The organism is Actinacidiphila sp. bgisy144 (genome assembly GCF_057708105.1).
The window spans coordinates 161099-185771 of the sequence record NZ_JBYIRM010000012.1 but is presented as its reverse complement, the minus strand read 5'-3'; the positions used below and the strand labels follow the sequence as shown (position 1 = coordinate 185771).

Annotated in this window: 25 protein-coding genes; 11 read left to right on the top strand and 14 right to left on the bottom strand. The window is 72.6% G+C overall.

Going from position 1 to position 24673, the window contains the following annotated elements; all coding sequences use genetic code 11:
• Positions 1–101: 101 nt before the first annotated feature.
• Complete coding sequence (locus AC3EVP_RS16640; protein WP_435130723.1) at positions 102–1439, bottom strand: GNAT family N-acetyltransferase; 1338 nt, start codon at positions 1437–1439, stop codon at positions 102–104.
• Positions 1440–1621: 182 nt separating this feature from the next.
• Here AC3EVP_RS16640 and AC3EVP_RS16635 point away from each other — a divergent pair, with 182 nt between their 5' ends.
• The 6 genes from AC3EVP_RS16635 to AC3EVP_RS16610 all read left to right on the top strand — a co-directional run bounded on the left by AC3EVP_RS16635 (position 1622) and on the right by AC3EVP_RS16610 (position 5632).
• Entirely contained in the window at positions 1622–2719 is a 1098-nt protein-coding gene (locus AC3EVP_RS16635) for a barstar family protein (RefSeq protein ID WP_435130722.1), read from the top strand.
• Positions 2720–2968: 249 nt separating this feature from the next.
• Positions 2969–3835: a hypothetical protein gene (locus tag AC3EVP_RS16630; RefSeq protein WP_435130721.1), complete on the top strand. Its 867-nt coding sequence runs from the start codon at positions 2969–2971 to the stop codon at positions 3833–3835.
• An 82-nt stretch (positions 3836–3917) separates the two neighbouring features.
• Positions 3918–4307 carry a hypothetical protein gene (locus tag AC3EVP_RS16625; RefSeq protein ID WP_435130720.1) on the top strand — a complete coding sequence of 130 codons (390 nt, stop codon included), beginning with the start codon at positions 3918–3920 and terminating at the stop codon, positions 4305–4307.
• Between the two features lie 217 nt (positions 4308–4524).
• Entirely contained in the window at positions 4525–4791 is a 267-nt protein-coding gene (locus AC3EVP_RS16620; RefSeq protein ID WP_435130719.1) for a hypothetical protein, read from the top strand.
• A 44-nt stretch (positions 4792–4835) separates the two neighbouring features.
• Positions 4836–5327, top strand: coding sequence for a hypothetical protein (locus tag AC3EVP_RS16615; RefSeq protein ID WP_435130718.1), 492 nt, complete (start codon positions 4836–4838; stop codon positions 5325–5327).
• A gap of 32 nt (positions 5328–5359) precedes the next feature.
• Positions 5360–5632, top strand: coding sequence for a hypothetical protein (locus tag AC3EVP_RS16610; protein ID WP_435130717.1), 273 nt, complete (start codon positions 5360–5362; stop codon positions 5630–5632).
• Positions 5633–6234: 602 nt separating this feature from the next.
• Here AC3EVP_RS16610 and AC3EVP_RS16605 read toward each other — a convergent pair.
• Together AC3EVP_RS16605 and AC3EVP_RS16600 are read right to left on the bottom strand one after the other, a co-directional pair.
• On the bottom strand, positions 6235–7716 hold the full coding sequence (locus tag AC3EVP_RS16605) for an NCS2 family permease (RefSeq protein ID WP_335972375.1): 1482 nt from the start codon (positions 7714–7716) through the stop codon (positions 6235–6237).
• 181 nt (positions 7717–7897) lie between these two features.
• Positions 7898–8644, bottom strand: coding sequence for an SDR family oxidoreductase (locus AC3EVP_RS16600; protein WP_435130716.1), 747 nt, complete (start codon positions 8642–8644; stop codon positions 7898–7900).
• Between the two features lie 288 nt (positions 8645–8932).
• On the opposite strand from AC3EVP_RS16600, the gene AC3EVP_RS16595 reads away from it, so the two are divergent.
• Entirely contained in the window at positions 8933–9697 is a 765-nt protein-coding gene (locus AC3EVP_RS16595) for a GntR family transcriptional regulator (RefSeq protein WP_335972373.1), read from the top strand.
• Positions 9698–9846: 149 nt separating this feature from the next.
• Here AC3EVP_RS16595 and AC3EVP_RS16590 read toward each other — a convergent pair whose 3' ends face one another.
• Positions 9847–11004, bottom strand: coding sequence for an ROK family protein (locus tag AC3EVP_RS16590; RefSeq protein WP_335972372.1), 1158 nt, complete (start codon positions 11002–11004; stop codon positions 9847–9849).
• 159 nt (positions 11005–11163) lie between these two features.
• Positions 11164–11907 carry an SDR family oxidoreductase gene (locus AC3EVP_RS16585; RefSeq protein WP_435130715.1) on the bottom strand — a complete coding sequence of 248 codons (744 nt, stop codon included), beginning with the start codon at positions 11905–11907 and terminating at the stop codon, positions 11164–11166.
• A gap of 158 nt (positions 11908–12065) precedes the next feature.
• On the opposite strand from AC3EVP_RS16585, the gene AC3EVP_RS16580 reads away from it, so the two are divergent.
• A complete protein-coding gene (locus tag AC3EVP_RS16580; RefSeq protein WP_435130714.1) occupies positions 12066–13019 on the top strand; it encodes a LysR family transcriptional regulator in 954 nt (317 codons plus the stop codon).
• Here AC3EVP_RS16580 and mug read toward each other — a convergent pair.
• From mug to AC3EVP_RS16540, 8 genes are all read right to left on the bottom strand, one after another.
• A complete protein-coding gene (gene mug / locus AC3EVP_RS16575; RefSeq protein ID WP_435130759.1) occupies positions 12991–13596 on the bottom strand; it encodes a G/U mismatch-specific DNA glycosylase in 606 nt (201 codons plus the stop codon). The genes AC3EVP_RS16580 and mug overlap by 29 nt on opposite strands.
• Positions 13593–15026: an adenylosuccinate lyase gene (gene purB / locus AC3EVP_RS16570; RefSeq protein WP_435130713.1), complete on the bottom strand. Its 1434-nt coding sequence runs from the start codon at positions 15024–15026 to the stop codon at positions 13593–13595. Before purB ends, mug begins: the two co-directional genes overlap by 4 nt.
• A 40-nt stretch (positions 15027–15066) precedes the next feature.
• Entirely contained in the window at positions 15067–15945 is an 879-nt protein-coding gene (locus AC3EVP_RS16565; RefSeq protein WP_435130712.1) for an SGNH/GDSL hydrolase family protein, read from the bottom strand.
• A gap of 89 nt (positions 15946–16034) precedes the next feature.
• Positions 16035–16394, bottom strand: coding sequence for a hypothetical protein (locus tag AC3EVP_RS16560; RefSeq protein ID WP_435130711.1), 360 nt, complete (start codon positions 16392–16394; stop codon positions 16035–16037).
• Positions 16395–16429: 35 nt separating this feature from the next.
• The gene (gene ctaD / locus AC3EVP_RS16555; RefSeq protein ID WP_335973015.1) at positions 16430–18142 is read right to left on the bottom strand and encodes an aa3-type cytochrome oxidase subunit I; all 1713 of its coding nucleotides are present in this window, start codon (positions 18140–18142) and stop codon (positions 16430–16432) included.
• A gap of 279 nt (positions 18143–18421) precedes the next feature.
• Positions 18422–19438, bottom strand: coding sequence for a hemolysin family protein (locus tag AC3EVP_RS16550; protein WP_435130710.1), 1017 nt, complete (start codon positions 19436–19438; stop codon positions 18422–18424).
• Positions 19435–20778 carry a hemolysin family protein gene (locus AC3EVP_RS16545; RefSeq protein ID WP_435130709.1) on the bottom strand — a complete coding sequence of 448 codons (1344 nt, stop codon included), beginning with the start codon at positions 20776–20778 and terminating at the stop codon, positions 19435–19437. Before AC3EVP_RS16545 ends, AC3EVP_RS16550 begins: the two co-directional genes overlap by 4 nt.
• 296 nt (positions 20779–21074) lie before the next feature.
• Entirely contained in the window at positions 21075–21497 is a 423-nt protein-coding gene (locus AC3EVP_RS16540; protein WP_435130708.1) for a GNAT family N-acetyltransferase, read from the bottom strand.
• 115 nt (positions 21498–21612) lie between these two features.
• Between AC3EVP_RS16540 and AC3EVP_RS16535 the strand changes: the two genes are divergently transcribed.
• Positions 21613–21849 carry an antitoxin gene (locus AC3EVP_RS16535; protein WP_335972363.1) on the top strand — a complete coding sequence of 79 codons (237 nt, stop codon included), beginning with the start codon at positions 21613–21615 and terminating at the stop codon, positions 21847–21849.
• Positions 21846–22217, top strand: a complete 372-nt coding sequence (locus AC3EVP_RS16530; RefSeq protein WP_335972362.1) for a fic family toxin-antitoxin system, toxin component — start codon at positions 21846–21848, stop codon at positions 22215–22217. The genes AC3EVP_RS16535 and AC3EVP_RS16530 overlap by 4 nt, the downstream gene beginning before the upstream one ends.
• 84 nt (positions 22218–22301) lie before the next feature.
• Here the strand turns inward: AC3EVP_RS16530 and bioD are convergent, their stop codons facing one another.
• Positions 22302–23039, bottom strand: coding sequence for a dethiobiotin synthase (gene bioD, locus AC3EVP_RS16525; protein WP_435130707.1), 738 nt, complete (start codon positions 23037–23039; stop codon positions 22302–22304).
• Positions 23040–23340: 301 nt separating this feature from the next.
• Here bioD and AC3EVP_RS16520 point away from each other — a divergent pair, with 301 nt between their 5' ends.
• Positions 23341–24672 (top strand): DUF3500 domain-containing protein, encoded by a 1332-nt coding sequence (locus tag AC3EVP_RS16520; RefSeq protein ID WP_435130706.1) that lies wholly within the window; start codon positions 23341–23343, stop codon positions 24670–24672.
• Position 24673 lies beyond the last annotated feature (1 nt).

Genomic DNA, 24673 nt, shown 5'->3' with positions numbered 1-24673 from the left:
CGTCACCCCGGATGCCCTTACCGGCCACGGCAGCCGGTATCACCGCAGGTCAGCGGCGTAAGAAGGCCACCAACGGCCCCCCGCGCCCCTGCGCCCCCGCGTCACGGGCGGTGGTCGGTCACCGTCCACGGCAGCGGCGCGGGACTGCCGTCGGCCGCGGCGGGCAGCGTCGCGGTGACGACCACGGTGCCGTCCTCGACCTGGTAGTCCAGCGGCAGGTCCAGGGCGCGCATCGCGGCGGTCATCCCGGTGTTGGCGGCCTGCGCCACCGCGTAGACGCTCGACCGGCCGGCGTCCGCGGCGAGTTCGACCAGCCCGCGCAGCAGCGCGGTGCCGATGCCGCGGCGCTGCCAGGCGTCCTCCACCAGCAGCGCCACCTCGCTCTCCTCGCCGTCCCACAGCAGGTGGCCGAGCGCGACCAGGCGCCCGTCGGCGGTCTCGGCCGCCAGGGACCGGCCGAAGCGCGGGCCGAGCAGGTGGGTGAGGTAGCGGTCCGCGTCGCCGACCGGGCCGTGGTAGCGGCGGGCGAGGGTGGCCGGGGCGCAGCGCGCGTGCATCGCGCGGGCCGCGGACAGGTCCTCCGGGCCGACGCGGCGCAGCGTGACCTCGCCGCCCAGCGGACCTCGGTGGCCGTGGGGGAGCGCGGCGGCGGCCCGGTGCGGCGGCACCCGCGTCCCGAGTCGCGCGTCCAGCTCCACCAGCGCCCGGGCCCGGGCGAACTCGGTGGGCGTGAACGGCGGTTGCTCGCGCCGTACGGTGATCACACCGCCGGCCGGGTCGCGCAGCCGCATGACCGTGGGCAGTTCCTCCGCGGCCGACCGGACGCCGCCGTGCCCCTGCTCCCCGGCAGGTCCCTGGCCGTACGTCTCCGCGCCCGGCTCGTCCCGGCTCCCCGCGGGGGTGGAGGTGATGGTGCAGCGGCCGAGCAGGCGGCGCAGCGCCAGCGGCAGTTCGGCGGTGTCCAGCGCGGTGCGGGTGGCCAGGGTCAGGATGCGGGTGGGCAGGTCCACCAGGTCGTGGGCGTCGGCGCGCTCCAGCCAGGTGTCGGCGCCGCCGGCCCGCGCCACCGCCGCGGCCAGTGCCGTGGCTGGCAGCGCGGACGGCGCCCGCAGCAGGAACTCGTCCACGGTGCCGTCGGCCAGCGGGTGCGTCTGGAGCGAGACGATGTCGATCCCGCGGTCGGCGAGCGCCGTGCACACCGCGCCGAGCGTGCCGGGCGTGTCGCGTACGGTCGTGCGCAGCCGCCACAGCGCGGCCGCGGTCTCCGGCCCCGCCTCGGCCGGAAGAGGAGCTGGACGCCCCGGCCACGACACGGCGGCGGCGCGGCACCACCGCCGTACGCGGCGGCCGGCGGCGACCAGTGCGGCGATCACGGCGAGTTCACGGCCCCTGTGACGGCGCCGTGCGGGGGCGGAGGCAGCGGAGGTCGAATGCGGCATACGGCAACCCTGCCGAACGCGTGTTGCGCGATCACGAACACACCGTGACCGGACGGTAAAGGGGCGCTCTTTTCGGTTACCTCGGACTTTGCGGTGATCTGGGCGTTCCAGGGTTCTCCAGGTGCCTACTGCGGCTTTGGCCGGAGAAGGTCCTGGTCTGGTCGTCCGAATGTGGTCGGGGCATGATTTCCGCTGTGCAGGGGGACGAGAAGGGAAGCGGGAGCGTGTCGTACGCGCTGACCGAGACCGAACACGGCCATGTCTGGGGCGTCTGTGCCGAGGTGGAGGGGCTGTTCGCGGAATGCCGGCGCGGGACGTATGAGTTGTTCGGATGGGTTCCGGAGCGATCCGGCGTGTTCGGGTGGGTCGGCAGCAGGGTGTGGCTGGTGCCGGAGGACGAGGCATGCGATGCCTGGCTGCTGGAGGACGCGGAGAGTCCGGGGCAGCGCGTCGGGGCGGACAGTTTGGTGCTTACCGGCCTGGACGACTACGAAGGCCCGCCCGAGGGGTACAGGGGGCGCGTTCGCGTGCACGACGGGCATCGCTGGCTGGGCTCCTGCCGGGAGTTCACCCGCATCATGTCCCCCGAGCAGATACCTGCGCCAATGGTCCTACGGGGGCTCGCGCCGAGTGATCGGCTCAGGGCGGCACTGGCGAAGGGCACCCGGCGGGCGCTGGATCTGGAGGAGGCCGCGCTGGAGATCCGGGACGGCCGAGGCGAGCTGCTCACCGATCGGCTGCTGTGGGCCACGGTCAGCGCCTGGCGCCCATCCTCTTGTGCAGCGGACCTGATCGACCTTGAGCTTGACGGAGGCAGCTTCGCACCGGTCCCCGAATATGCTCGGCCGATCTGGGAGAGGTGGCTCGCTGGACCACCGGCCGTCGTGAACACCTGGGCCGGCCTCGACACCCGCCGCCGCGGGGCCTGGCATGACCTTGTCCGCGAGCGGGCCTGCCGACGATCCCACCGTGGCCGGTCGGCCGGCCACGCCTACGAACTCGACGGCCGGTACATCACCGACGAACCGGCTCTCTATCTGGCGCTCGGGGAAGCGGTCAACGGACCCGGCGGTTACTTCGGCGGCTGCCTCGCCGCCCTCGACGATTGTCTGCGCGGCACTTTCGGCTACACCGCCCCCGCCACCTTGCTCTGGCGAGACGCCGCGACCGCGCGCGAGCACCTGTCCCACGCCCTGACGCCGGAGGGCCAGCCCTACGACTTGTTCACCGCAGTCCTTGAAACCCTGGCCGAGGGCGGCATGGACGTCACCCTGGCATGATCCGCTGTCCGATCCCTGTAACGCTCTTTCTGCACAAGCAGTCCAGTTGGCGAACCGTGCAAACCGGAGCGCTCCGCTCCACCTGAAATGGCTTGTCCCAAGGCTGCTTGTCGACCAGGATCACCTCATGACGACCAGAAAGGCCCGTGCCCTCTAGGCGCCCCGCTCCGCTCTCCACCGCTCGCGCACCGCCGTCGCCGCATCGCAGTGCCCGTTGGCAGTGACCGATCGCCCCCAGGAGAGTCCATCGTGCAGAAGACCGCCCTCGTTCCCTACGCCCAGCTGCCCCATGCGCACCACGACCGCCACGTCTTGACCAGTACCGTCGACGTTTTCGGCGCCGCCCACTGGCTGCTTGCCGAACGCTTTCCGCAGCCTGGCGGCGATGGCCTGCCCTTTGACGCGCTGGTCGTTTCCGTCGATCCGGACGGCAGCGCCGAACTCACCGAGCTGAGCGCCGTGCGGGCCCGCTGGCCGCATCTGGACCGCCTGCCCGACGGCGGGTTCGTCGTCGCCGCGTCTCGTGCCCGCCGATACGAGGACGCGAACCAGGTCCAGGTCTTCGACGCACTCGGCCGTGAGACCTCGTCCTTCTCCGTCGGGGACGCCATCGAGCACCTGCTCGTGGACGAGGCCGGCCGTATCTGGGTCGGGCACTTCGACGAGAACCCGGTGGGAATCCGCCGCTGGAGCGCCACCGGCCGACTCGGTTGGACATCGGACGACGCCCGCATCCCCGGCCTCTTCGACTGCTACGCCCTGAATGTGTCGGGCACCACCGCCTGGGCGTGCCCGTACACGGACTTCCCGCTTGTCGAGATACGACCCGACCGCACCCATGGGCCTGTGAGGGTGTGGGCGAACCGCGTACGGGGCGCCAAAGCGGTGGCAGTCCACGGTGAGCGGGTCGCCTTCTACGGCGGCTACGGCGACGGGCGGGACCAACTCGCGCACGGAGAGATCATGGAATCATCCGTCGAGACAACGGACATCTGCCTGCTCACCCTGCCCGATGGCTCTGCCCCCGGCCGTCGCCGGGTTGTCGGCCGAGGAAGCAGGATCTACGTCCAGGCCGAGCCGTTCACCACCTGGGGGGTGTTCGACCTCAGCAGCTGATCTTGGCATGGCAGGGAGCGACGTGCCGCCGTCCTTTGACGTCAGTGGCGTGTGGTGAGATGGCCGGACTATGTGGTCTGTCGTGAACGACTCCGATCGAGTGCAATGGCACTACACCCCCTTCGAGAACGTGGGCCCGCTCCGCTTCGGCATGAGCCACGAGGAATCCGGCGGGCTGGCCTGCGTAGTCATCGACGCACTGTGCGGACCACTCGTCTCGATGGACGGGATGCAGTTGGTCGGGCGGGTACCTTCCGAGCTGACGGACCAGTTCCACGATTATCAGGAGGGTCGTGGCATGAGTCCCATGATCTCTGTCGAGGGTGATGCCGCGTCGGACGAACTCGGGATCATGGTGCGTGTGCAACGAGTCGGCGACATCCTGCTGTCACGACCGGTCTTCGCACGATTCGACGGCTGGGCTCACACTGTGCATGACTGCGTCCCAAGGGACGAGTGGGCTGTCCGCTGACGGTGCCGCGACTTCAAGCGCGCGCCGGCACGGCGCTGGGTCAGTGACGCCCCTGTATGCCCTGACTGCATGCTTCATGAGTAGAGCAGGACACGTTTGCGGAGGAGGGCGAAGCCGGCTCGGCCGAACATCTGACGCTTGAGCACCTTAAAAGTTACGTGGAATCTGTCCGGGGTGATCATTTCTCCTCGGCGCAACCACGGACTTGGGAGATGGCTTGAGTGGCACGATGGTGCTGACGGAGAGGTGGCCGGTGCTGGGCCGGCCTGAGCAGGCGGCGGTGTGGCGGCAGATATGGACTGTTCTCGGGCGGGTGCCGAGGACGATCGACGCATACGCCCACAGGCTGGCCGAGTACCCGGTGATGTGCGAGCGGGAGGACGTCGACCGCCCGACACCACGCGAACTGGACATCCCGGCGACAGCCCGCCTTCTGCCGCTCGTCGACGTCCGACAGGGCGGGACAGGCCCCGCACCGCGCTGATACCGGAGTGCGCACAGACCCGGGAGAGTGTCACAGTCACTGCCGTGACCTTGATGAACGTGCTCGTCGACTTCGCCCGGACCGGCCGGATCGGACCCCTGAACTGCGGAATGCTCCTGGCCGAGGCTGAGGACCTTCTCGGCCCGGGGCGCCCGCACCCTGCCCACATCATGAAGGGACCCGATATCGACGGCTACCCCTACTCCTGGAACGGGCTGCAGCTGGTGGTGACGCAGCGCGCCGTCAGCGGAATCTGGATCAACCTCTGGCCTGGTGCGACCGCCAAACTCCCGCCGCTCGTCCTGCCTGATTCCAAGTCATTCGAGGCCACCGTGCTCCAGGAGGAACTGATTGCGGCCCTCGACACAGCAGGCTGCCACCACGAGGTCAACCCCGTCCTCACCTTCGACGAGCAGTCGAGCATCCTCACCCAGCCCGCTGAGGTCTGCGCTGTCTTCAGCCTGCCTGGTCGGGACAACCACGTTCCGCACCGCGATCGGCACTACCTCGACGTGATGCACAAGCACACGGCTTGACATCGCTGATTCCACAGAATGATTCTGTTGACGTGGCCTTCGACGACGCCGGAGCTCCGGCGCAGGGTGAGGCCGGCGATGACGGCATTGCGGTCGCGGTCGATGCCTGCGGCGAGGGCGTGGGGGCCGGGAAGGTCGTCTCGCCGGACGGTGTCGAGCCACTGCGGCAGCCGTTCGCCCCGGTGCTCGGTGAGCACCTGGCCGAAGGAGCGGACGTGGCCGGTGAGAGCGTCGAGTTCGGGGCAGTGGACCAGAACGGCCTTGATCCGAAGGCGCTCGCTTTCGGTGAGGGTCTCCGGCCGTAGACGCGAACCCGCTGGTAGTTGCCCTGGTAGCCGAGCGGCATGATCGCCTCCCATTCCTTCCAGGCGTTCGTGCGGCTCTGGTTCCAGCGGTCATCCAGAGGTAGGGCTTGAACGCGTCGAGCTTGGACGGCCGGCCCTGCCACTGCCCATGGAAGAGGTCTTCCGGGGTGGCGGCGTCGGCGAGGCGCTTGACGGTGCCCCCTCGGCCAGGGCGATCCAGAGGGGGCTTTGAACTTCTGCGGCTCTGGGTCAGCCTGGGCCGGACCCGGCGCAAGGGCCCTCAGGCATTCGCGGTGGTCTGCGACGCACCGTTCCGCAGCCTCGCTCAGGTTGCGCCAAAGAGGCGCCGGTCCGCGACCTGCACCGCTTGTGGTGCCCCGGCCGGGAAAAATCCCGCGCATTTATGCGCGCGGGTCGGGAACTCCGCCGGGATGGCCGGAGTTGTCTTGGTACGGGCCGGTCGCGCACCGGCCCGGCCAGCGGCTCCGACCGGGCGCCCCCGTCCCGGTCGGAGCTTCGAAGGTCGTCCGCGGTCCGCCGGCCCCCTCCTCCGGGGGACCGCGGACGGCGCACGCCGCAGCGGCGGTCGCCCGCCGCACCGCTCACTTCACGCCGAACGCCTGCTGGAGCGGGTCGATCGCGAAGTAGGCGAGGAAGAAGACCGACACGCCCCACACCAGCGGGTGCACCTCGCGCACTTTGCCCAGCGCCGTCTTGAGCACCACGTAGGACAGGAAGCCCGCGCCGATGCCGTTGGTGATGCTGTAGGTGAAGGGCATCACCGCGATGGTGAGGAACGCCGGGATCGCGGTGTCGTACGAGGTCCAGTCGATCGACCGGACCTGCGCCATCAGCAGGAAGCCCACCGCGACCAACGCGGGTGCGGCCGCCTGCGAGGGCACCACCCCGGCCAGCGGCGACAGGAAGAGCGCCAGCGCGAACAGCGCGCCGGTCACCACGCTCGCCAGCCCCGTACGGGCGCCCTCGCCGACGCCCGCCGCGGACTCCACGTAGGCGGTGTTGGAGGAGGACGAGGCGACCCCGCCCGCGACGGCGGCCGCTCCGTCGATGAACAGCACCCGGCCGATGTTCGGCACCCGGCCCCGTTCGTCGAGCAGCCCCGCCTCGCTGGAGATGCCCATGATGGTGCCCATGGCGTCGAAGAAGTCCGACAGCACCAGCGTGAACACCGACAGCAGGCAGGTCACCACGCCCGCGTCGCGGAACCCGCCGAACAGGCTGAAGTGGCCCACCAGTCCGAAGTCCGGGGTGGCGACGGCCTTGTGCGGCATCTTCGGCGGGTTCAGGCCCCAGGCCGCGTCCGGGATGTCCGCGACCTTGTTGACCACGAGCGCCACCACGGTCATCACCACGATGCTGATCAGGATCGCGCCGCGCATCCGCCGGGCCACCAGCGAGATGGTGAGCAGCACCCCGACGCAGAAGACCAGCACCGGCCAGCCGGTCAGGGTGCCGGAACCGCCGAGCTGCACCGGGGTGGTGTTGTCCGCGGCGTCCGGGATGCGGGTGACGAACCCGGCGTCGACCAGGCCGATGAAGCAGATGAACATGCCGATGCCGACCGCGATCGCCTTCTTGATCGCGTCGGGGATGGCGTCCATGATCGCCTGCCGCAGCCCGGTGAGCACCAGCACGCAGATCAGCAGGCCCTCCAGGACCACCAGGCCCATCGCGTCCGGCCAGCTCATCTTCGGCGCCAACTGGTAGGCGACCACGGCGTTCAGGCCGAGCCCGGTGGCGATGGCCAGCGGCAGGTTGCCGCCGACGCCCATGATCACCGTCATCACCGCGGCCACCAGCGCGGTCACGGTCAGCACCTGGGCCGAGGAGAGGTGGTGGCCGTACTTGTCCAGCACCGGGTGCTGGGTGCCGCCGGCCAGGATGATCGGGTTGAGCACCAGGATGTAGGCCATCGCGAAGAAGGTCGCGAACCCGCCCCGTATCTCCCGGCCGGGCGTGGAGCCCCGCTGCGCTATCCGGAACCACCGCTCCAGCAGCGCGCCGCCTCCCGGGGGCGGCGCGGGGGCGGGCTTCACGGCGTCGTCGGCGACGGAACCGGGCATGGTGCTCCTTGGGAGTTGTCCGAAGTCGGTTGCGGGGCACACGGATTGTGCCCCCGCGCGGCGCCGCGCGGGTTTCCCCGGCGTTACCCCGTATCACCGTCGGGTTTCGGACATGCTCAGGTCAACACTTGTGCCGCGGGCCCGCACCTGTGCCGCGCGGACGACCGCCCCCCGGGGACCCCTACAGCCCGCCGGCCACCCGCAGCACCGCGCCCGTGGTGTACGACGCGTCCGGCGACATCAGCCACGCCACCGCCCCGGCCACCTCCTCCGGCTGCCCGGGGCGCCGCATCGGGATGCGGTCGCCGCTGCGCCAGGGCCGCTCCGGGTCGCCCATCGCCGCGTGGATACCGGTCACGATCATGCCGGGCTGCACGGAGTTGACCCGTACGCCCTCCTCGGCCAACTCCTTCGACAGCCCGAGCGTCATGGTGTCGACCGCCGCCTTGCTCGCCGCGTAGTGGACGTACTCGCCCGGGCTGCCCAGGCTCGCCCCGCCCGAGGAGATGTTCACGATCGAGCCGCCGCTGCCGCCGTACCGGGTGGACATCTCCTGCGCCGCCCGGCGGGCGCAGATCAGCGCGCCCATCACGTTGACGTCCACCACCCGCCGCATCACCTCCACCGGGGTCTGCGCGAAGCGGCCGAGCGGGCCGGTGATCCCGGCGTTGTTCACCAGGCCGGTGACCGGGCCGAGCGTGTCGCGCGCCGCGGTGAACAGCGCGTCGACCTGCTGCTCGTCGCTGGTGTCGACCTGGTGCGCCAGGCAGGTCCCGCCGGCCTCGCGGACCTGCCGGGCCACGTCCTCAGCCGCGTCCCGCGCCCGCTCGTAGCCGATCACGACCCGGTGGCCGGCCGCCGCCAGCCGCAGCACCACCGCCGCCCCGATGCCCCGGCTGCCGCCGGTGACCACGCTGACCTGCTCCATCGCGCCGCTCCTCGTCCCCTCGCACTGCCTGCCGACGCCATTGCAGCACACCGCCAACAGTGCGTGAACGCCGCATGTATCCGCCCCCGCCGGGCCTGCGCCCGTTCGAGGATTGGTCTTGACCAAGTTCGCGACGCGCCTCTATCGTCCTAGTAGTGCAAGGACCTTTAATAAAGACTGGTTCGGAAACAAGGCTTCACAAGAAGTGACGTCGGCCGGTCCGGCAGCGGACGGGCGCACGGCGGTATCAGAGCGACACGGCGACATGACGGCGATTGCGAGGACAGGGTGGGGACCACGCAGCTCGAAGCGGTGCAGGAGCCGAAGTACTGGCACCTCAAGACGGTGCTGAACGACGCCCTGGACTCGGAGTTCGAGGTCGGCGAGATCCTGCCGAACGAGCGGGACCTCGCCGCGCGCTTCGGCGTCGCGCGCGCCACGCTCCGCCAGGCGCTCGAACAACTGGAGCTGGAGGGGCGGTTGCAGCGCCGCCGCGGTGTCGGCACCACCGTCGCCCCGCCCCGGATCGGCGTGTCCGTCGGCCCGTCGGCCAACGTGTGGCCCGGCGCCGTGCGCGACGCCTGGCACACCGTGGGCTGCGTCGAGGCCGCCGCCCCCGCCGCGGTCGCCGCGCTGCTCGGCACCGGCCGCGAGGAGGCCGTGCACACCGTGCGCCGCGAGCGCGTCATCCAGGGCCAGGCGGTCGCCACCGAACTGCTCTACGTGCCGAACGCGTCGGTGCCGGGCCTGTCCGCGATGCTCACCCCCGCCGAGCATGGCCCCGCGGTGCTGCGCGAACTGCACGCCATGGAGCTGGAGGGCGAGGACCGCTCCGTCGAGCTGGGCTCGGCCCGCGCGGAGGACGCCCGGCAGCTCGACCGGCTGCCCGGCGCGCCCGTCCTGGTGCTCACCACCCGCTACTACGCGCAGGGCCGCGTCGCGGCCGCCTCCGTGGCGACCTACCGCGCCGACACCTGCCGGCTCACCTTCGGCGACTCCGGTGCGCTGGAGGTGCTGCACCAGGAGCCCGGCAGCAGCCGCGAGGCGTCCTGACCCACCGCGCGGGCGCACGGCGCCCGCTGCCGTACGGACCGACACCGCCGGCCCGCTCCCGTATCCCTACAGGCGCGGGCCGTCGGCGTCTGTGAGCGCCTGTCAGCGTTTGTCGGCGGGTCCCTTCGAGCAGCCGCCCGCCGAAGGGCTCAGTGCCGCGGCAGCGACGTCTGCTCGACCGCGAACAACTGCTCCTCCACGTGGTCCAGCGCCAGCCGCAGCGCCCCCGTGGCGATCGCCTCCTGGCCCAGCGCCGACAGCACCACGTTCGGCGGCCGCAGGCAGTAGCGGGCCAACTCCGCCCGCAGCGGCTCCAGTACGCCGTCCAGGCCGGCCGCCCAGCCGCCGACCACCACCAGCTCCGGGTCGATCGCCAGCACCAGCGCGGCCACGTCGTGCACCAGCCGCCGCAGGAACCGGTCCACCGCGTCCTTCGCCTGCACGTCGCCCTCGCGGGCCAGCGCGAACACCCGCTCCACAGCGGGCTCGTCCAGCGGGTGCAGCGGGGTCCCCGTGGTCGACAGCAGGTGCTCCGGGGTCACCTCGCGCCCCAGCAGGTGCAGCGCGCCGATCTCCCCGGCGGCGCCGCCGAAACCGCGGTGCAGCCGCCCCCCGATCAGCGAACCGGCACCCGGGCTCAGCCCGGCGAGCACGAACACCACGTCGTCCGTGCCGACCGCCGCACCCTTCCAGTGCTCGGCGACCGCCGCCACGTTCGCGTCGTTCTCCACCAGCACCGGGCAGCGGAAGGAGCGTTGCAGCCGCTCGCCGAGCGGCAGCCCGGTCCAGCCCGGCAGCGCGGTGCCGAGCCGCACCTCGCCGCCCGCCTCCACGATGCCCGGGCTGCCCACGCCCACCGCCCACAGGGTGCTGCGCGCCACGCCCGCCCGGCGCAGCAGGTCGGCGACGGTGGCGCGGACCCGGTCGATCCGGTCGTCGGCGCCGGCCGCCTCCGCCACGTCGTGGCCGAGCGTGTCGAGCACCTGGCCGCTGAGGTCGGAGAGCACCGCCCGCACCTGGTGCGCGCCGATCTCGATGCCCAGCAGGTGGCCCGCCTCGGCGTGGAAGCGGAACCGGCGGGCCGGGCGGCCCTGCTTGCGGGTGTCACCCGGCTCGGGGGAGACCTCGACCACCAGGCCGGTCTCGGTCAGCCCCTCGATGACGCCCTCGACCGTCGGCCGGGACAGCCCGGTGCTGTGCACCAGCTCGGTGAGGGTGGGGGTCTGCGCGCCGCGCAGGGCGTGGAGGACGACCGCGGAGTTGATCCGCCTGAGCAGCGACGGGTCCCCACCGGTGAGGCGCTCCAAGGTGTGTCCTCCCAGCCTGTACCTGTGTGGCGGATCGTACCCGCCGCGGCGCCGCGCGGCGAGTGCCGCCGCCGCCCCGCCGCCCGCCGTGCCCCCCGCGGCGCCGACCCGCCGTCCGGCGAAGTTACCAGGCGCAAGGCGCCCGGGTGACCGCCGCCGTCACAACTGGGAGCCGCCGCCGTCCACCGGGAACTCCGCGCCGGTGGTGAAGGTGGCGTCGAAGGCGAGGAAGGCGACCGCCCGGGCCACCTCGTCCGGGGTGCCCACCCGCAGCATCGGCAGCTGCGCGGCCATCTGCGCCCTGGTCTGCTCGGCGGCCTCTACGGGCATCGACTTCTCCAGGATGCCCGAGTCGATCGGACCGGGGCTGACCGCATTGACGCGGACCTTGCGCGGCAGCAGTTCGCGGGCCAGGCTGCGGGTCATGGAGCGCAGCGCCGCCTTGCTCGCCGCGTAGGCGCTCAGCGTCGGCATCCCGAGCACGTTGACCACCGAGGTGGTGAGCACCACGCCGCTGCCCTCGGCCAGCAGCGGGGCGAGCTTCTGCACGGTGAAGTACGGCCCCTTGGCGTTGACGGTCATCAGCTGGTCGTACAGCTCCTCGCCGGTCGCCTCGAAGGGCGCGAAGCCGTTGATGCCGGCGTTGGCGAACAGGGCGTCCACGCTGCCCAGTTCGGCCTTCACCCGGTCGGCCAGCGCCTCCAGGTCCGGCAGGCAGGAGGCGTCGCCGCGCACCGCGACCGCCCGGTCGCCGAGCTGCGCGCGGGCCGCGTCCAGCGCGTCCCGGCCGCGCCCGGTGATCAGGACGCGGGCGCCCCCGTCCACGAAGAGCCGGGCGGTGGCCAGGCCCAGGCCCGTGCTGCCTCCGGTGATCACGACGTTCTTGCCTGTGTACTTGCCCATGGCGGACACCCTCGGTTCAGGAGTGGGTTGCTGGTCGACGTCCCCCGGGCAGCGGCCTCGGCGGGACTGACACGAGTCAACCTCCGCCCGGACGGGGGCGTCCAAGACCTGTTTCGCACCACGTCATACGCGATCCGCATCACGAGTACGCTGGCGGAATGACCGATGCCACCGAGCCCGCAGCGGCGCCCGGCCCGCAGGCGGCCGGCCCCGACCCGGACCTCGACCTGCGGCTGGTCCGGTACTTCACCGTCGTCGCCGAGCACCTGCACTACGCCCGCGCCGCGCAGGAACTGCACATCGCCCAGCCCTCGCTCAGCCGCCAGATCCAGCGGCTGGAAGAAACCCTCGGAGTGCGGCTGCTGGACCGCACCACCCAGGGCAGCGCCCTCACCGCGGCCGGGGCGGCCTTCCTGCCGCAGGCGCAGGCCCTCCTGCAAGCCGCAGGGCAGGCCACCCGCGCCGCCCGCGCGGCAGGGCCGCAGCACACCGTCACCGTCGGATACGTCGAGGACCTCGTCGTCACCGCCGCGGTACGGGAGGTGCGCCGCCGCCACCCGCGGGCCCACGTCCGCACCCGGCACCTGGACTGGGACGAGACCCGCGCCCTGCCCGAGCGCAAGGTCGACGTGCTCGTCGCCCGCACCCCGCTGCCCATCCCGGACGACGGCTTGCGCGTCAGCGTGCTCTACGACGAGCCGCGGGCGCTGCTGGTGCCCGCGGACCACCGCCTGGCCGGGAAGGAGTCGGTCGGCCCGGACGACTTCGCCGGCGAACCCCTCGTCGCCTGCGCGGGCATGGCCGCGGCCTGGACCGGCTTCTGGCGGCTCGACCCCCACCCCGACGGCACCCGGGCCCCGCTCGGCCCGCTGCTCGCCGAGACCTTCGAGGACAAGCTCGAAGGCGTCGCGGACGGCCGCTCGGTGGCCCTGGTGCCCGCCTACGACCGGCGCTGCGCCGAACGCGACGACCTCGCGGTGGTGCCCGTGGACGGCATCGAGCCGTGCCAGGTCGTTGTGGCCGCCCGCGCGGACGACCGCAGCCCGCTCGTCGCGGACTTCGTGGACGCCGCGCGCCGCCTGCTCACACCGCCGGTGGGCGCGCGCCCTTGACGCCGCCCGGGTGCACGCCGCCCGGCGGCGAGCCCGGGGCGCCGGGGAAGGCGGCCGCGTGCAGCCGGGCGAACTCCGCGGCCAGCGCCGCCGGCGGCCAGTGCGCGTTGAGCCCGCTGGGGCTCGGCAGCACCCACACGCGGGTCGCGCCCAGCGTGCGCTGCTGCGGGCCGACGGCGGCGTGCCGGTCGGCGAACGCCACCCGGTAGGCGCTCACCCCCAGCACCGCCAGCCACCGCGGCTCGTACCGGGCGACCTTCGCCGCCAGCCGCGCACCGCCGGCCACCAGCTCCGCCGCGGCCAGCTCGTCGGCGCGCGCGGTCGCCCGCCCGGCCAGGTTCGTCAGCCCGAAGCCGAGCGCGAGCGCGCCGTGCTGCTCGGCGGGCGCGTACCGGCGCGGGGTGAAGCCCGAGGCGTGCAGCGCCGGCCAGAACCGGTTGCCCGGCCGGGCGAAGTGCTCGCCCCGGTACGCCGACAGCAGCCCGGGGTTGATCCCGCAGAACAGCACCCGCAGCCCCGGCCCGACGATGTCGGGCAGCTCGCGGGTGCGGGCCTGCGCCTCCTCCTCCGGGGTCAGAGGATCGCCCCGGGCCGGTAGGCGGCCGCCTGCGGGTGGGCCTTGACGACCTCCTCGACGCGGCGCGCGACCTGCGCGACCTGGTCGGCCGCGGCGCCGGTGAACGACAGCCGGTCGGCCATCAGCGCGTCCAGCGCCGCCCGGTCCAGCGGGATGCGGGGGTCGGCGGCGAGCCGGTCCAGCAGTTCGTTGCGCTCGGTGCCCTGCTCGCGCATCGCCAGCGCCGACGCCACCGCGTTCTCCTTGATCGTCTCGTGGGCGGCCTCGCGGCCCACCCCGGCCCGCACCGCGCCCATCAGGACCTTCGTGGTGGCCAGGAACGGCAGGTAGCGGTCGAGTTCGCGCGCCACCACGGCCGGGAACACCCCGAACTCGTCCAGCACCGTCAAGAACGTCTCCAGCAGCCCGTCGAACGCGAAGAACGCGTCCGGCAGCGCGACCCGGCGCACCACCGAGCAGGACACGTCGCCCTCGTTCCACTGGTCGCCGGCCAGCTCCCCGGTCATCGAGGCGTAGCCGCGCAGCACCACCATCAGGCCGTTGACCCGCTCGCAGGAACGGGTGTTCATCTTGTGCGGCATCGCCGAGGAGCCGACCTGGCCGGGCTTGAACCCCTCGGTGACCAGTTCGTGCCCGGCCATCAGCCGGATCGTCTTCGCCAGCGACGAGGGCGCCGCCGCCAGCTGCACCAGCGCGGTCACCGCCTCGTAGTCCAGCGAGCGCGGGTAGACCTGGCCGACGGAGCCGAACACCTGCGAGAAGCCCAGGTGCCCGGCGACCCGGCGCTCCAGCTCGGCGAGCTTGCCGCTGTCCCCGCCGAGCAGGTCCAGCATGTCCTGGGCGGTGCCGACCGGGCCCTTGACGCCGCGCAGCGGGTAGCGGGACAGCAGCTCCTCCACCCGCCCGAACGCCACCAGCAGCTCGTCGGCGGCGGTCGCGAACCGCTTGCCCAGCGTGGTCGCCTGCGCCGCGACGTTGTGCGAGCGGCCGGCCATCACCAGCTCGCCGTACTGCGCGGCGAGCTGCCCGAGCCGGGCCAGCACCGCGACCGTGCGGTCCCGGGCGTGCTCCAGGGACAGCCGGATCTGCAACTGCTCGACGTTCTCGGTCAAGTCGCGCGAGGTCATGCCCTTGTGCACCTGCTCGTGCCCGGCGAGCGCGTTGAACTCCTCGATCCGGGCCTTCACATCGTGCCGGGTGACCTGCTCGCGGCGCGCGATCGACTCCAGGTCGACCTGCTCCAGCACCCGTTCGTAGTCCTCGATGGCGCCGGCCGGCACCTCGACGCCCAGATCGGCCTGGGCGCGCAGCACCGCCAGCCACAGCCGGCGCTCCAGCACCACCTTCTGCTCGGGCGACCACAAGGCGGCCAGCTCCGTCGAGGCATAGCGACCGGCGAGGACATTCGGGATACGCGGCTTGGCTGTCACGTGGGCTGATTCTACTGGTCGCGAGCGGTGCCCCGGACGCTCAGACGTCGGCGCCCGGCACCGCGTCCGGCGCAGCGCCGGGCAGCGCCCCCGGCCCCGTACGCGGCTCCTTACCCAGCGCCGCCCCCGGCAGCGGCACCTCGTACGGCAGCAGCTGCGCCCGCTTGGGGTCGCGGCCGTCGCCGCTGGAGCGGCCGGTCAGGCGGCGGCCGATCCAGGGCAGCAGATGCGTGCGGGTGAAGCGCGCGTCCGACAGCCGGCGGGCGGCCCACCCGGCGCGCACCGCCGGCGGCAGCGGGCGGGTCCAGTCGCTCTGCGCGGGCAGGCCGAGCGCCTGCCAGACCGCCTCCGCGACCCGCTCGTGGCCCTGCGCGGTCAGGTGCAGCCGGTCCTCCGCCCACATCCGGTCGTCGCCCAGCACGTGCGCCCCGTACAGGTCGACCACGGCCGCGCCGTGCTCGGCCGCCAGCGCCTCCACGAAGTCGAACAGCTCCAGCATCCGCGGCAGGAACCTCGTGGCGACCGGGCCGCGCCGGATCGGGCTGCGCATCAGCACCAGGCGGTCGCAGGCCGGCGCGAGGCGCCGCACACAGCTCTCCAGCACCGCGCACACCGCCGGCACGTCGCAGCCCGGCCGCAGGACGTCGTTGAGCCCGCCGACCAGCGTGATCACGTCCGGGCGCATCGCGGCCGCCGCGTCCACCTGCTCGTCGGAGATCTGCCGGATCAGCTTGCCGCGCACCGCGAGGTTCGCGTAGCGCACCCCCGGGCCGCCCGCCTCCCGGGAGGCCGCGGCGAGCCGTGCCGCGAGCAGGTCCGCCCACCCGCGGTAGGAACCGTCGGGCAGCAGGTCCGACATGCCCTCGGTGAAGGAGTCCCCGACGGCGACGAGGCTGGAGAAGGTGGCTGGCGTCTGCATGGCGACAAGATCCTACCGGCGCGTACGGCGGTGCGGGACCGCGGTCGCGGGCCGGCGCCGCCGGTGCCCCTCGGCAAGCGCCGCCGCTCTCACCTGGCCAGGTACGCGGCCGCGCCCGCCGCCCCCGCCGCCGCGCTGCCGCCGACCACGGCGGCCGCCACGCACCGCCGCTTCAGCAGCAGATAGCGCCCGGTGTACTCCGCGCGCAGTTCCGCGGCGCGGTCGGCGATGCGGTGCAGCGTCTCCTGGGAGAGCAGCAACCGGTCGGCGACGTAGGCCCGTTCGACCTCCTCGCGCTCCGCCGTGGTCAGCCACGGCAGATGGCCGGCGAAGCGGCCCGCCGCGCGGTGGGCCTGGGCCACCTCCGCGTTCCACAGCAGATAGCCCTCGAGCCGTTCGAGCCCGGAGTACCCGCTCGCTTCCGTCTGGTCGTTCCTGTCCGTGCGCACGAGCGCTCCCGTCCGGTGGTCGGGCCGTTGGGCGGCTACTGCTGCTTGTCGCCCGGCGCCACGGTCAGTGACTCGTCGGGCCGGTTGGTGAGCTCGTCCAGGTGCGCGATGTCCGGGTGGTGCAGGTCGAACGCCGGGGACTCGGAGCGGATACGCGGCAGCGTCACGAAGTTGTGCCGCGGCGGCGGGCAGGAGGTCGCCCACTCCAGCGAACGGCCGTACCCCCAGGGGTCGTCCACGTCGACCTTCTTGCCGTACTTCGCCGTCTTCCAGACGTTGTAGAGGAACGGCAGCATCGACAGGCCGAGCAGGAAGGAGCTGATCGTGGAGACCGTGTTGAGGGTGGTGAAGCCGTCGGCGGCCAGGTAGTCCGCGTAGCGGCGCGGCATGCCGATCACCCCCAGCCAGTGCTGGACGAGGAAGGTGCCGTGGAAGCCGAAGAACAGCGTCCAGAAGGTGATCTTTCCCAGCCGCTCGTCAAGCATCTTGCCGGTCATCTTCGGCCACCAGAAGTGGAAGCCGGCGAACATCGAGAAGACCACCGTGCCGAAGACGACGTAGTGGAAGTGCGCGACCACGAAGTACGAGTCCGAGACGTGGAAGTCCAGCGGCGGCGCCGCCAGGATCACCCCGGTCAGCCCGCCGAACAGGAAGGTGATCAGGAAGCCGATGGACCACAGCATCGGCGTCTCGAAGCTCAGCGAGCCCTTCCACATGGTGCCGATCCAGTTGAAGAACTTCACCCCGGTCGGCACCGCGATCAGGAACGTCATGAAGGAGAAGAACGGCAGCAGCACCGCCCCGGTGACGTACATGTGGTGCGCCCACACCGTCACGGAAAGGCCCGCGATGGAGATGGTCGCCGCGATCAGCCCGAGGTAGCCGAAGATCGGTTTGCGGGAGAACACCGGGATCACCTCGCTGACGATCCCGAAGAACGGCAGCGCGATGATGTACACCTCGGGATGGCCGAAGAACCAGAACAGGTGCTGCCACAGGATCGCGCCGCCGTTGGCCGCATCGAAGACGTGCGCGCCGAATTTCCGGTCCGCCTCCAGGCACAGCAGCGCCGCCGCGAGCACCGGGAAGGCGAACAGGACCAGCAGCGAGGTGAGCAGCACGTTCCAGGTGAAGATCGGCATCCGGAAGATCGTCATTCCCGGCGCCCGCATGCCGATGATCGTGGTGATGAAGTTGACCGCGCCGACGATCGTGCCGAACCCCGACAGCGCCAGCCCCATGGCCCACATGTCGCCGCCGACGCCGGGGGAGTTGATCGCGTTGGACAGCGGCGAGTACGCGAACCAGCCGAAGTCCGCCGCGCCCTGCGGGGTGAGGAAACCGCCCACCGCGATCAGCGAACCGAACAGGTAGAGCCAGTACGCGAGCATGTTCAGCCGCGGGAACGCCACGTCGGGCGCGCCGATCTGCAACGGCATGATCCAGTTGGTGAAGCCGGAGAACAGCGGCGTGGCGAACATCAGCAGCATCACGGTGCCGTGCATCGTGAACGCCTGGTTGTACTGCTCCTCCGACAGGATCTGGATCCCCGGGCGGGCCAGCTCGGCCCGCATCAGCAGCGCCATCACCCCGCCGATCAGGAAGAACGCGAACGACGTCACCAGGTACAGCGTGCCGATCGTCTTGTGGTCGGTGGTCGTCATCCAGCTCACGACAACGCTGCCCGGGCGTCTGCGCCGGGCCGGGACCTCGTCGGCGTACTCCTCGTCGGCCCCGACCGGCTCCATGGTGCTGCCCGCCGCCACGTCATCACTCCCTGAGATGGACCTGAAAGAACACGGAACGGGCCCGCACGAAGCCCCGCGGACCCGGCGGCGCCAAAGAGCGGCGCCCGCCCGCGACCCGGCCGTAGGCGAAGCATGGCAACGGCCGCGGCGGGCGCAGAAGCGGCCGCGCCGACAGGTCAGCCGGGTTGATCAATAGTCGGCTAGGGCGAAAAGCCCGTTAGTCGGGTAGAAGCAGGAGCGGGTGGAGCGGGTGGGCGGGAAACGGGGGAGGCGGTGCGGTCAGGGCCGGCCCCGGCCGACCAGCTCCTTGAGGACGTCCGCCATCGTCACCAGGCCGACCCCGCGCCCGCCGGCGTCCACGACCGCCGCCAGGTGCGCACGCGCGGCCCGCATCGCGGTGAGCGCGTCGTCGAGCGGCGTGGCGGCCGCGAGCCGGGGGATTCGGCGCAGCGCCGACCGCGGCAGCGGCTCGTCGCGCTCCTCGGCGTCCAGGGCGTCCTTGACGTGGAGGTAGCCCAGCACCCGCCCGTCGTCGTCGGCGACCGGGAAACGGGACAGGCCCGTTCGGGCGCCCAGCGCCTCCAACTCCTCCGCGGTGACCCCCAGCCGGACCCGTACCACCTGCTCCGCCGGCAGGACGACCTCGCCGACCGGCCGCCGGCCCAGCTCCAGCGCGTCCCGCAGCCGCTCGGCGGCCCGCTCGTCCAGCAGCCCGGCCGCCCCCGCGTCCACCACCATCCGCGACAGCTCCTCGTCGGAGAAGACCGCGGCGATCTCGTTGCGCGGCTCCACCCGCACCAGGTGCAGTCCGGCGTTGGCCAGCGCGTTGATCGCGAAGATCAGCGGGCGCAGCGCCCGGGTCAGGGCGACCAGCGGCGGCCCCAGCAGCAGCGCGGAGCGCACCGGGTCGGCCAGCGCGACGTTCTTCGGCACCATCTCGCCGAAGAGCATGTGCAGATAGGTCGCCACCGCCAGCGCGATCACGAACGACACCGGGTGCACCGCGCCGTCCGGCACGTGCGCCGCGTGGAACAGCGGCTCCAACAGGTGCGTGATCGCCGGCTCGGCCACGATGCCCAGCACCAGGGTGCAGGCGGTGACGCCCAGCTGGGCGGCGGCCAGCAGCGGCGAGACGTGCTCCAGGCCCCACAGCACCCGCCGCGCCCGGCGGTCGCCCTCCTCGGCGCGCGGCTCGACCTGGTCGCGGCGCACCGAGATCAGGGAGAACTCGGCGCCGACGAAGTAGGCGTTCGCCACGATGGTGAGCAGGCCCACCACCAGCTGGACGGCGGTCACCGGGCCGGCCCGCCCGGGTCGTCCTCCGGTGCGCTCGGCGGGGAGACCAGCCGGGTGCGGGCCGCCCGCCGCCCGCTCGCGTCGGTCACCTCGATCCGCCAGCCGTCCACCTCGACGGTGTCGCCGCGCCGCGGAATCCGCCCGAGCCGGTGCGCGACCAGACCGGCGAGCGTCTCGTACGGGCCGTCCGGCGCGTGCAGCCCGATCCGCTCCAGCCGGTCCTCGGTGCGGGCAGCGCCGTCCGCGTCATAGGTACGGCGGCCGAGCGGGTCCTCGCGCAGCAGGCGCAGCTCGGGCGCCTCGAACGGGTCGTGCTCGTCGCGCACCTCGCCGACGACCTCCTCCACGATGTCCTCCAGCGTCGCGACGCCCGCGGTGCCGCCGTACTCGTCGATCACCACCGCCATCGAGCGGCGGCTGCTGAACCGGTCGAGCAGCCGGTCCACGGCGAGGGAGTGCGGCACCAGCAGCGGTTCGCGCAGCAGGTCGGTCACCGGCACCCGGGCCCTGCGCTCGCCCGGTACGGCCAGCACGTCCTTGATGTGCACGGTGCCGACGACCGTGTCGAGGGTGCCGCGGTAGACCGGGAAGCGGGACAGGCCGGTGGCGCGGGTGGCGTTCGCGACGTCCTCGGCGGTGGCGCGCGCCTCCAGCGCGGTGACCTGGACCCGGGGGGTCATCACGTTCTGCGCGGTCAGGTCGGCCAGGCCGATGGTGCGGACGAACAGCTCCGCGGTGTCCTGCTCCAGCGCGCCCGCCTTCGCCGAGTGCCGGGCCAGCGCGCGCAGCTCCTGCGGGCCGCGCGCCGAGGCCAGCTCCTCGGCCGGCTCCAGGCCGAAGCGGCGCAGCACCCGGTTCGCGGTGTTGTTCAGGTGCCGGATCAGCGGGCCGAACGCGGTGCTGAACGCCCGCTGCGGGCCCGCCACCGTCTTCACCACCTCCAGCGGGCGCGAGATCGCCCAGTTCTTCGGGATCAGCTCGCCGATGACCATCAGCGCCACCGTCGACAACGCCGTGCCCAGCACCAGGGCGAGGGACGCCGCGGCCGACGCCGGCAGGCCCGCCGCCCGCAGCGGGCCGCGCAGCAGCTTCGCCACCGACGACTCGGCGAGCATCCCGATCACCAGGCCCGTCACGGTGATCCCGAGCTGCGCGCCCGACAGCTGCACCGTCAGCGACCGCACCGCCGCCAGCGCCGTCCCCGCCCCGCGCTCCCCGCCCGCCGCTGCCCGCTCCAGCTCCCCCCGCTCCACCGTCGTCAACGAGAACTCCGCCGCGACGAACCCCCCGCACACGAACGTCAGCAGCACCGCCACCGCCACCAGCACCGTCTCCGTCATCCCACCACCTCGCCCCCATGATCACCCCCACCCCCACCCCTCCGCACCCCCGCCGCCCCGGGAAACGGCCGAGCAATCGGCTGAGCGAATGGGGGCGCGGGGAACTGCGCGGCGAGCCGTCCGCCGGGGTCGGGTCCGGGTCGAACAGGATGGGGCACGCCGGGCGGTGGGGGTGCCTGGGGGAGTGGCTGAGCGAATGGGGGCGCGGGGAACTGCGCGGCCAGCCGTCCACCGGGGTCGGGTCCGGGTCGGGCGGGATGGGGCACCCCGGGCGGCAGGGTGGGCCGGGGGAAGGGCTAGCGCAACCGTTTGGTCCACCTCCGCCACCGCTCCTCCGGAAGATACCCACTCGCACGCCAGGCGTACTGAGCCCGCTCGTTGGCGACGAGGACCATCGCGTCACCGCGCCGCCCCCCGACCGAAAGGAACCGCTCCTCCGCGGCGGCCAGGAGCGCCCGGGCAACCCCCTGCCTGCGGGCGTCCGGGTGAACGGCCAGCCGGTACAGGTGGCACCGCCACCCGTCGAACCCGGCGATGACCGAGCCGACCAGCACCCCGTCCCGCTCGGCGAGCAGCAGCGCCTCCGGGTCGCGCGTGACCAGCCCGACCACCCCCGCCTCGTCGTCGCTGATGCTGGTCCCCTCCGCGGCGACCCGCCAGAACGCCAGCACCGCGCTCGCGTCGGCCGCGCCGGCCGGCCGTATCCGAAGATCGTTCATCCCCCCACCCAAGCAGCCGCACCCCCGTGAGCCCCCACCATTTCCGCCATGCGAGACGCGGCACCGGCCCAGCGCGGTCTTGCCGCTACTAGCGCCCCGGCGCTAGCGTGGACGTATGGCGAAAACCCAGTTGAACGTGCGGGTGGACGAAGCCACCGCGGAGACGGCGCGGGAACGCGCCTCGCAGCGCGGCATCAGCGTGAACCGCTACATCGAGGAGCTCGTCCGCCAGGACGAGGGGGAGAAGGGCCGGGCGTTCGTCGAGGCCGCGGCCGACTTCATGAAGCGCTACGAAGCCGTCTTCGACGAGGAGTTCGACGCCGCCCCCCGCACCGGGGAAGGCGCCCGTTGACCCTGCGGATCGACCTCGCGTGGCTGCTGATGGTCGCCGAGCACAACACACCGGGGGACCCGCAGGTCACCGACTGGGGCGCGCTGGTGGCCGCCGTGAGCCGGCACGGCGCCGAGATATTCGGCCGCCCCGTGTACGACGACGAGCACCTGCGGGCCGCCGCGCTCCTCCAACTGCTGATGCACATCCCGGCCCTGGAACGCTCCAACGCGCTGTTCGCCACCGCCGTCGCCTACGCCTACCTCGTCGCGGAGGGGCTGAAGGTCACCACGTCACCCGAACGCGTCCGCGACCTGGCCCGCCTGATCAAGGACGGCGGGGTCGGCGTGGAAGGCATCGCGGCCGAACTGCGCGCCTGGACGCGCTGACGCCACCCGCACCGTACCCGGACCGTACCGCCGTAGCCGTAGCCGTAGCCGTAGCCGTAGCCGTAGCCGTAGCCCTGCGTACCCCTACCCCTGCGCGACCGGCTGCGGCGGGCCGTACACCCGCGCGAAGGCGGCCTGGTCCCAGACCCCGCCGAGCTGCGGGGCGAGCCAGTCGCGCGCCGCGGTGCGGAAGTCTGCCGGGGACAGGGCCGCCGCGCCCTGCGGCAGTGCCCCGAGCAGCGGCGCGCCCGCCGACTCCGGCAGGTCCGCGACGTTGCAGCGCTCGACCAGCCCCGGTTCGGCCGCCCAGCTGCCGATGATCACCCCGAGGCAGCTCACCCGGCGGGCCCGCAGCGCCTCCGCGGTGAGCGCCGTCGCGTTCAGGGTGCCCAGCGCCGCCGGCGCGACCAGCAGCACACCCGCGTGCATCAGCGCCGCCGCGTCCGCGAGCGTGGAGCCCTGCTCGTCGTAGCGGACCAGCAGGCCCCCGGCGCCCTCCACCAGCACCACGTCATGGACGGCGGACAGCTTCGCCGCGGCCTCCGCGATCTCCGCCGGGGTGATCGGGGCCCGGCCCGAGCGGCGCGCCGCCGTCGCGGGCGCCAGCGGCTCCGGGTAGCGCGCCAGCTCCACCGCCGTCACCTCGCCGGCCAGCCGCGCCACCTCCGCGGCGTCCCCCGGCTCACCCTCCGCGACGCCGGTCTGCGCCGGCTTGAGCACCGCCACGCTCAGCCCCTGCGCCAGGGTCGCGGCCGCGACCGCGGCCGTCGCCACCGTCTTGCCCACCTCGGTGCCGGTCCCGGTCACCACAACGATCGCCATGCCTGCAACTCCCCTCGGAAAGCCCCAGCATGCACGCCCACCCCCCGCCCCGCACAAACCGGGGTCTCCCGTCGGCGTCGGCCGCGGGCGGCCGCCGGACCGGTCGCGGCCGCGCTCCGGACCGTTGATTTTCCGTCAACTTGCCGGGCCGGCCCGTCCTCGGGCGTTATCTCACCGGTTTTTAAGGTCCCTTTCATTCTTCTTGACCAGAGTCCCCAGGGTCCCCTCCCCAACGAGACGCCTCACACGTCCCAAGGGCGCCCAAGGGCTCCCAAGGACTCCCAACGATAAGGAGCGGTCAATGGCCGACAGCGAGAACGCCCCGACCGAAGGCACCCAGGTGCACGCCGACAGCCGGCGAGGGTTCATGCGCAGGGCGTTCGCCGCCGGCGGTGTGGCGGCCTTCGCCACCATGGGGGCCACGGCCGCGAAGGCGTTCGCGGACGACGCGACGCCCACCGCCACCCCGACGGACAGCCCGACCGCCACGCCCACCGCGACCGGCGCCCCGGGAGGCCCCGGCGCGGGCGGCGGGGGCGTCGGCAACCAGACGATCACCGAGGACTTCTTCGGCCTGACCACCGACGGCAGCCTCGTCCGGGACCTGTTCACCGTCCACTCCCAGCACGTCGCCACCGCCCCGGTGATCGCCGCGGCGGAGAAGTTCCTCGCCGCCCTCACCGACGACCAGAAGTCCGCCACGCAGTTCGGCATCCACTCCACCGAGTGGCGGCTGTGGAGCAACCTCGACCCGGGCGGGTTCAAGCGGCAGGGCGTCTCGCTGGCCGACCTGACAGACGACCAGAACGCCCTGGGCACCGCCCTGCTGCGGGCGGCGCTGAGCGCGGACGGCCTGGAGACCACGGAGAACATCCGCCGGATCAACCTGGCCGCGGGCACCCTGGTCGGCAACAGCGACACCTTCAACGACGTGCTCTACTACTGGACGGTGATGGGCACGCCCTCGGCGACCGAGCCGTGGGGCTTCCAGTTCGACGGGCACCACCTGGTCGTCAACTACTTCGTCCTCGGGGACCAGGTGGTGATGAGCCCCTGCTTCTGGGGCACCGAGCCGACCTCGCTGGAGATCGACGGCGAGACCGTCAGCGTCTGCACCCAGGAGCTCGAGGCGAGCCTGGCGTTCGCCCAGTCGCTGACCGCGGCGCAGCAGAAGGTCGCCGTCATCTCGTCCAGCAAGGCGGACGAGGACATGAAAGCGGGCGCCTTCGCGGACAACGCCGTCGAGGCGTACGCCGGCATCCGGGCGACCGAACTGACCCCCGCGCAGCAGGAGAAGCTCCTCGCGGTGGTCGAGGTCTTCGTCGCACGCGGCAAGGCGGACCTCGCGAAGGCGAAGATGGCCGAGATCCGCGGCCACCTCGCCGACACCCGGGCCGCCTGGATCGGCGGCACGGGCGACGATGACCCGTTCTACCTGCGCGTGCACAGCCCCGTGCTGTGGATCGAGGTCGACTGCCAGGCCGCGGGCCCGCTCGGCGGCGCCTACGGCAAGACCCGTGCCGACGGCCCCACCCAGCAGCACGTCCACTCCGTGGTCCGCACGCCGAACGGCAACGACTACGGCCGCGATCTGCTGCGCCAGCACTACCTGACCTCGCCCCACCACCAGTAGC

Coding starts and splice junctions, on each gene's coding strand:
- AC3EVP_RS16640 (WP_435130723.1), bottom strand. CDS start 1,439: ATGCCGCATTCGACCTCCGCTGCCTCCGCCCCCGCACGGCGCCGTCAC.
- AC3EVP_RS16635 (WP_435130722.1), top strand. CDS start 1,622: ATGATTTCCGCTGTGCAGGGGGACGAGAAGGGAAGCGGGAGCGTGTCG.
- AC3EVP_RS16605 (WP_335972375.1), bottom strand. CDS start 7,716: ATGCCCGGTTCCGTCGCCGACGACGCCGTGAAGCCCGCCCCCGCGCCG.
- AC3EVP_RS16600 (WP_435130716.1), bottom strand. CDS start 8,644: ATGGAGCAGGTCAGCGTGGTCACCGGCGGCAGCCGGGGCATCGGGGCG.
- AC3EVP_RS16585 (WP_435130715.1), bottom strand. CDS start 11,907: ATGGGCAAGTACACAGGCAAGAACGTCGTGATCACCGGAGGCAGCACG.
- AC3EVP_RS16580 (WP_435130714.1), top strand. CDS start 12,066: ATGACCGATGCCACCGAGCCCGCAGCGGCGCCCGGCCCGCAGGCGGCC.
- AC3EVP_RS16565 (WP_435130712.1), bottom strand. CDS start 15,945: ATGCAGACGCCAGCCACCTTCTCCAGCCTCGTCGCCGTCGGGGACTCC.
- ctaD (WP_335973015.1), bottom strand. CDS start 18,142: ATGGAGCCGGTCGGGGCCGACGAGGAGTACGCCGACGAGGTCCCGGCC.
- AC3EVP_RS16545 (WP_435130709.1), bottom strand. CDS start 20,778: ATGACGGAGACGGTGCTGGTGGCGGTGGCGGTGCTGCTGACGTTCGTG.
- AC3EVP_RS16540 (WP_435130708.1), bottom strand. CDS start 21,497: ATGAACGATCTTCGGATACGGCCGGCCGGCGCGGCCGACGCGAGCGCG.
- AC3EVP_RS16535 (WP_335972363.1), top strand. CDS start 21,613: ATGGCGAAAACCCAGTTGAACGTGCGGGTGGACGAAGCCACCGCGGAG.
- bioD (WP_435130707.1), bottom strand. CDS start 23,039: ATGGCGATCGTTGTGGTGACCGGGACCGGCACCGAGGTGGGCAAGACG.
- AC3EVP_RS16520 (WP_435130706.1), top strand. CDS start 23,341: ATGGCCGACAGCGAGAACGCCCCGACCGAAGGCACCCAGGTGCACGCC.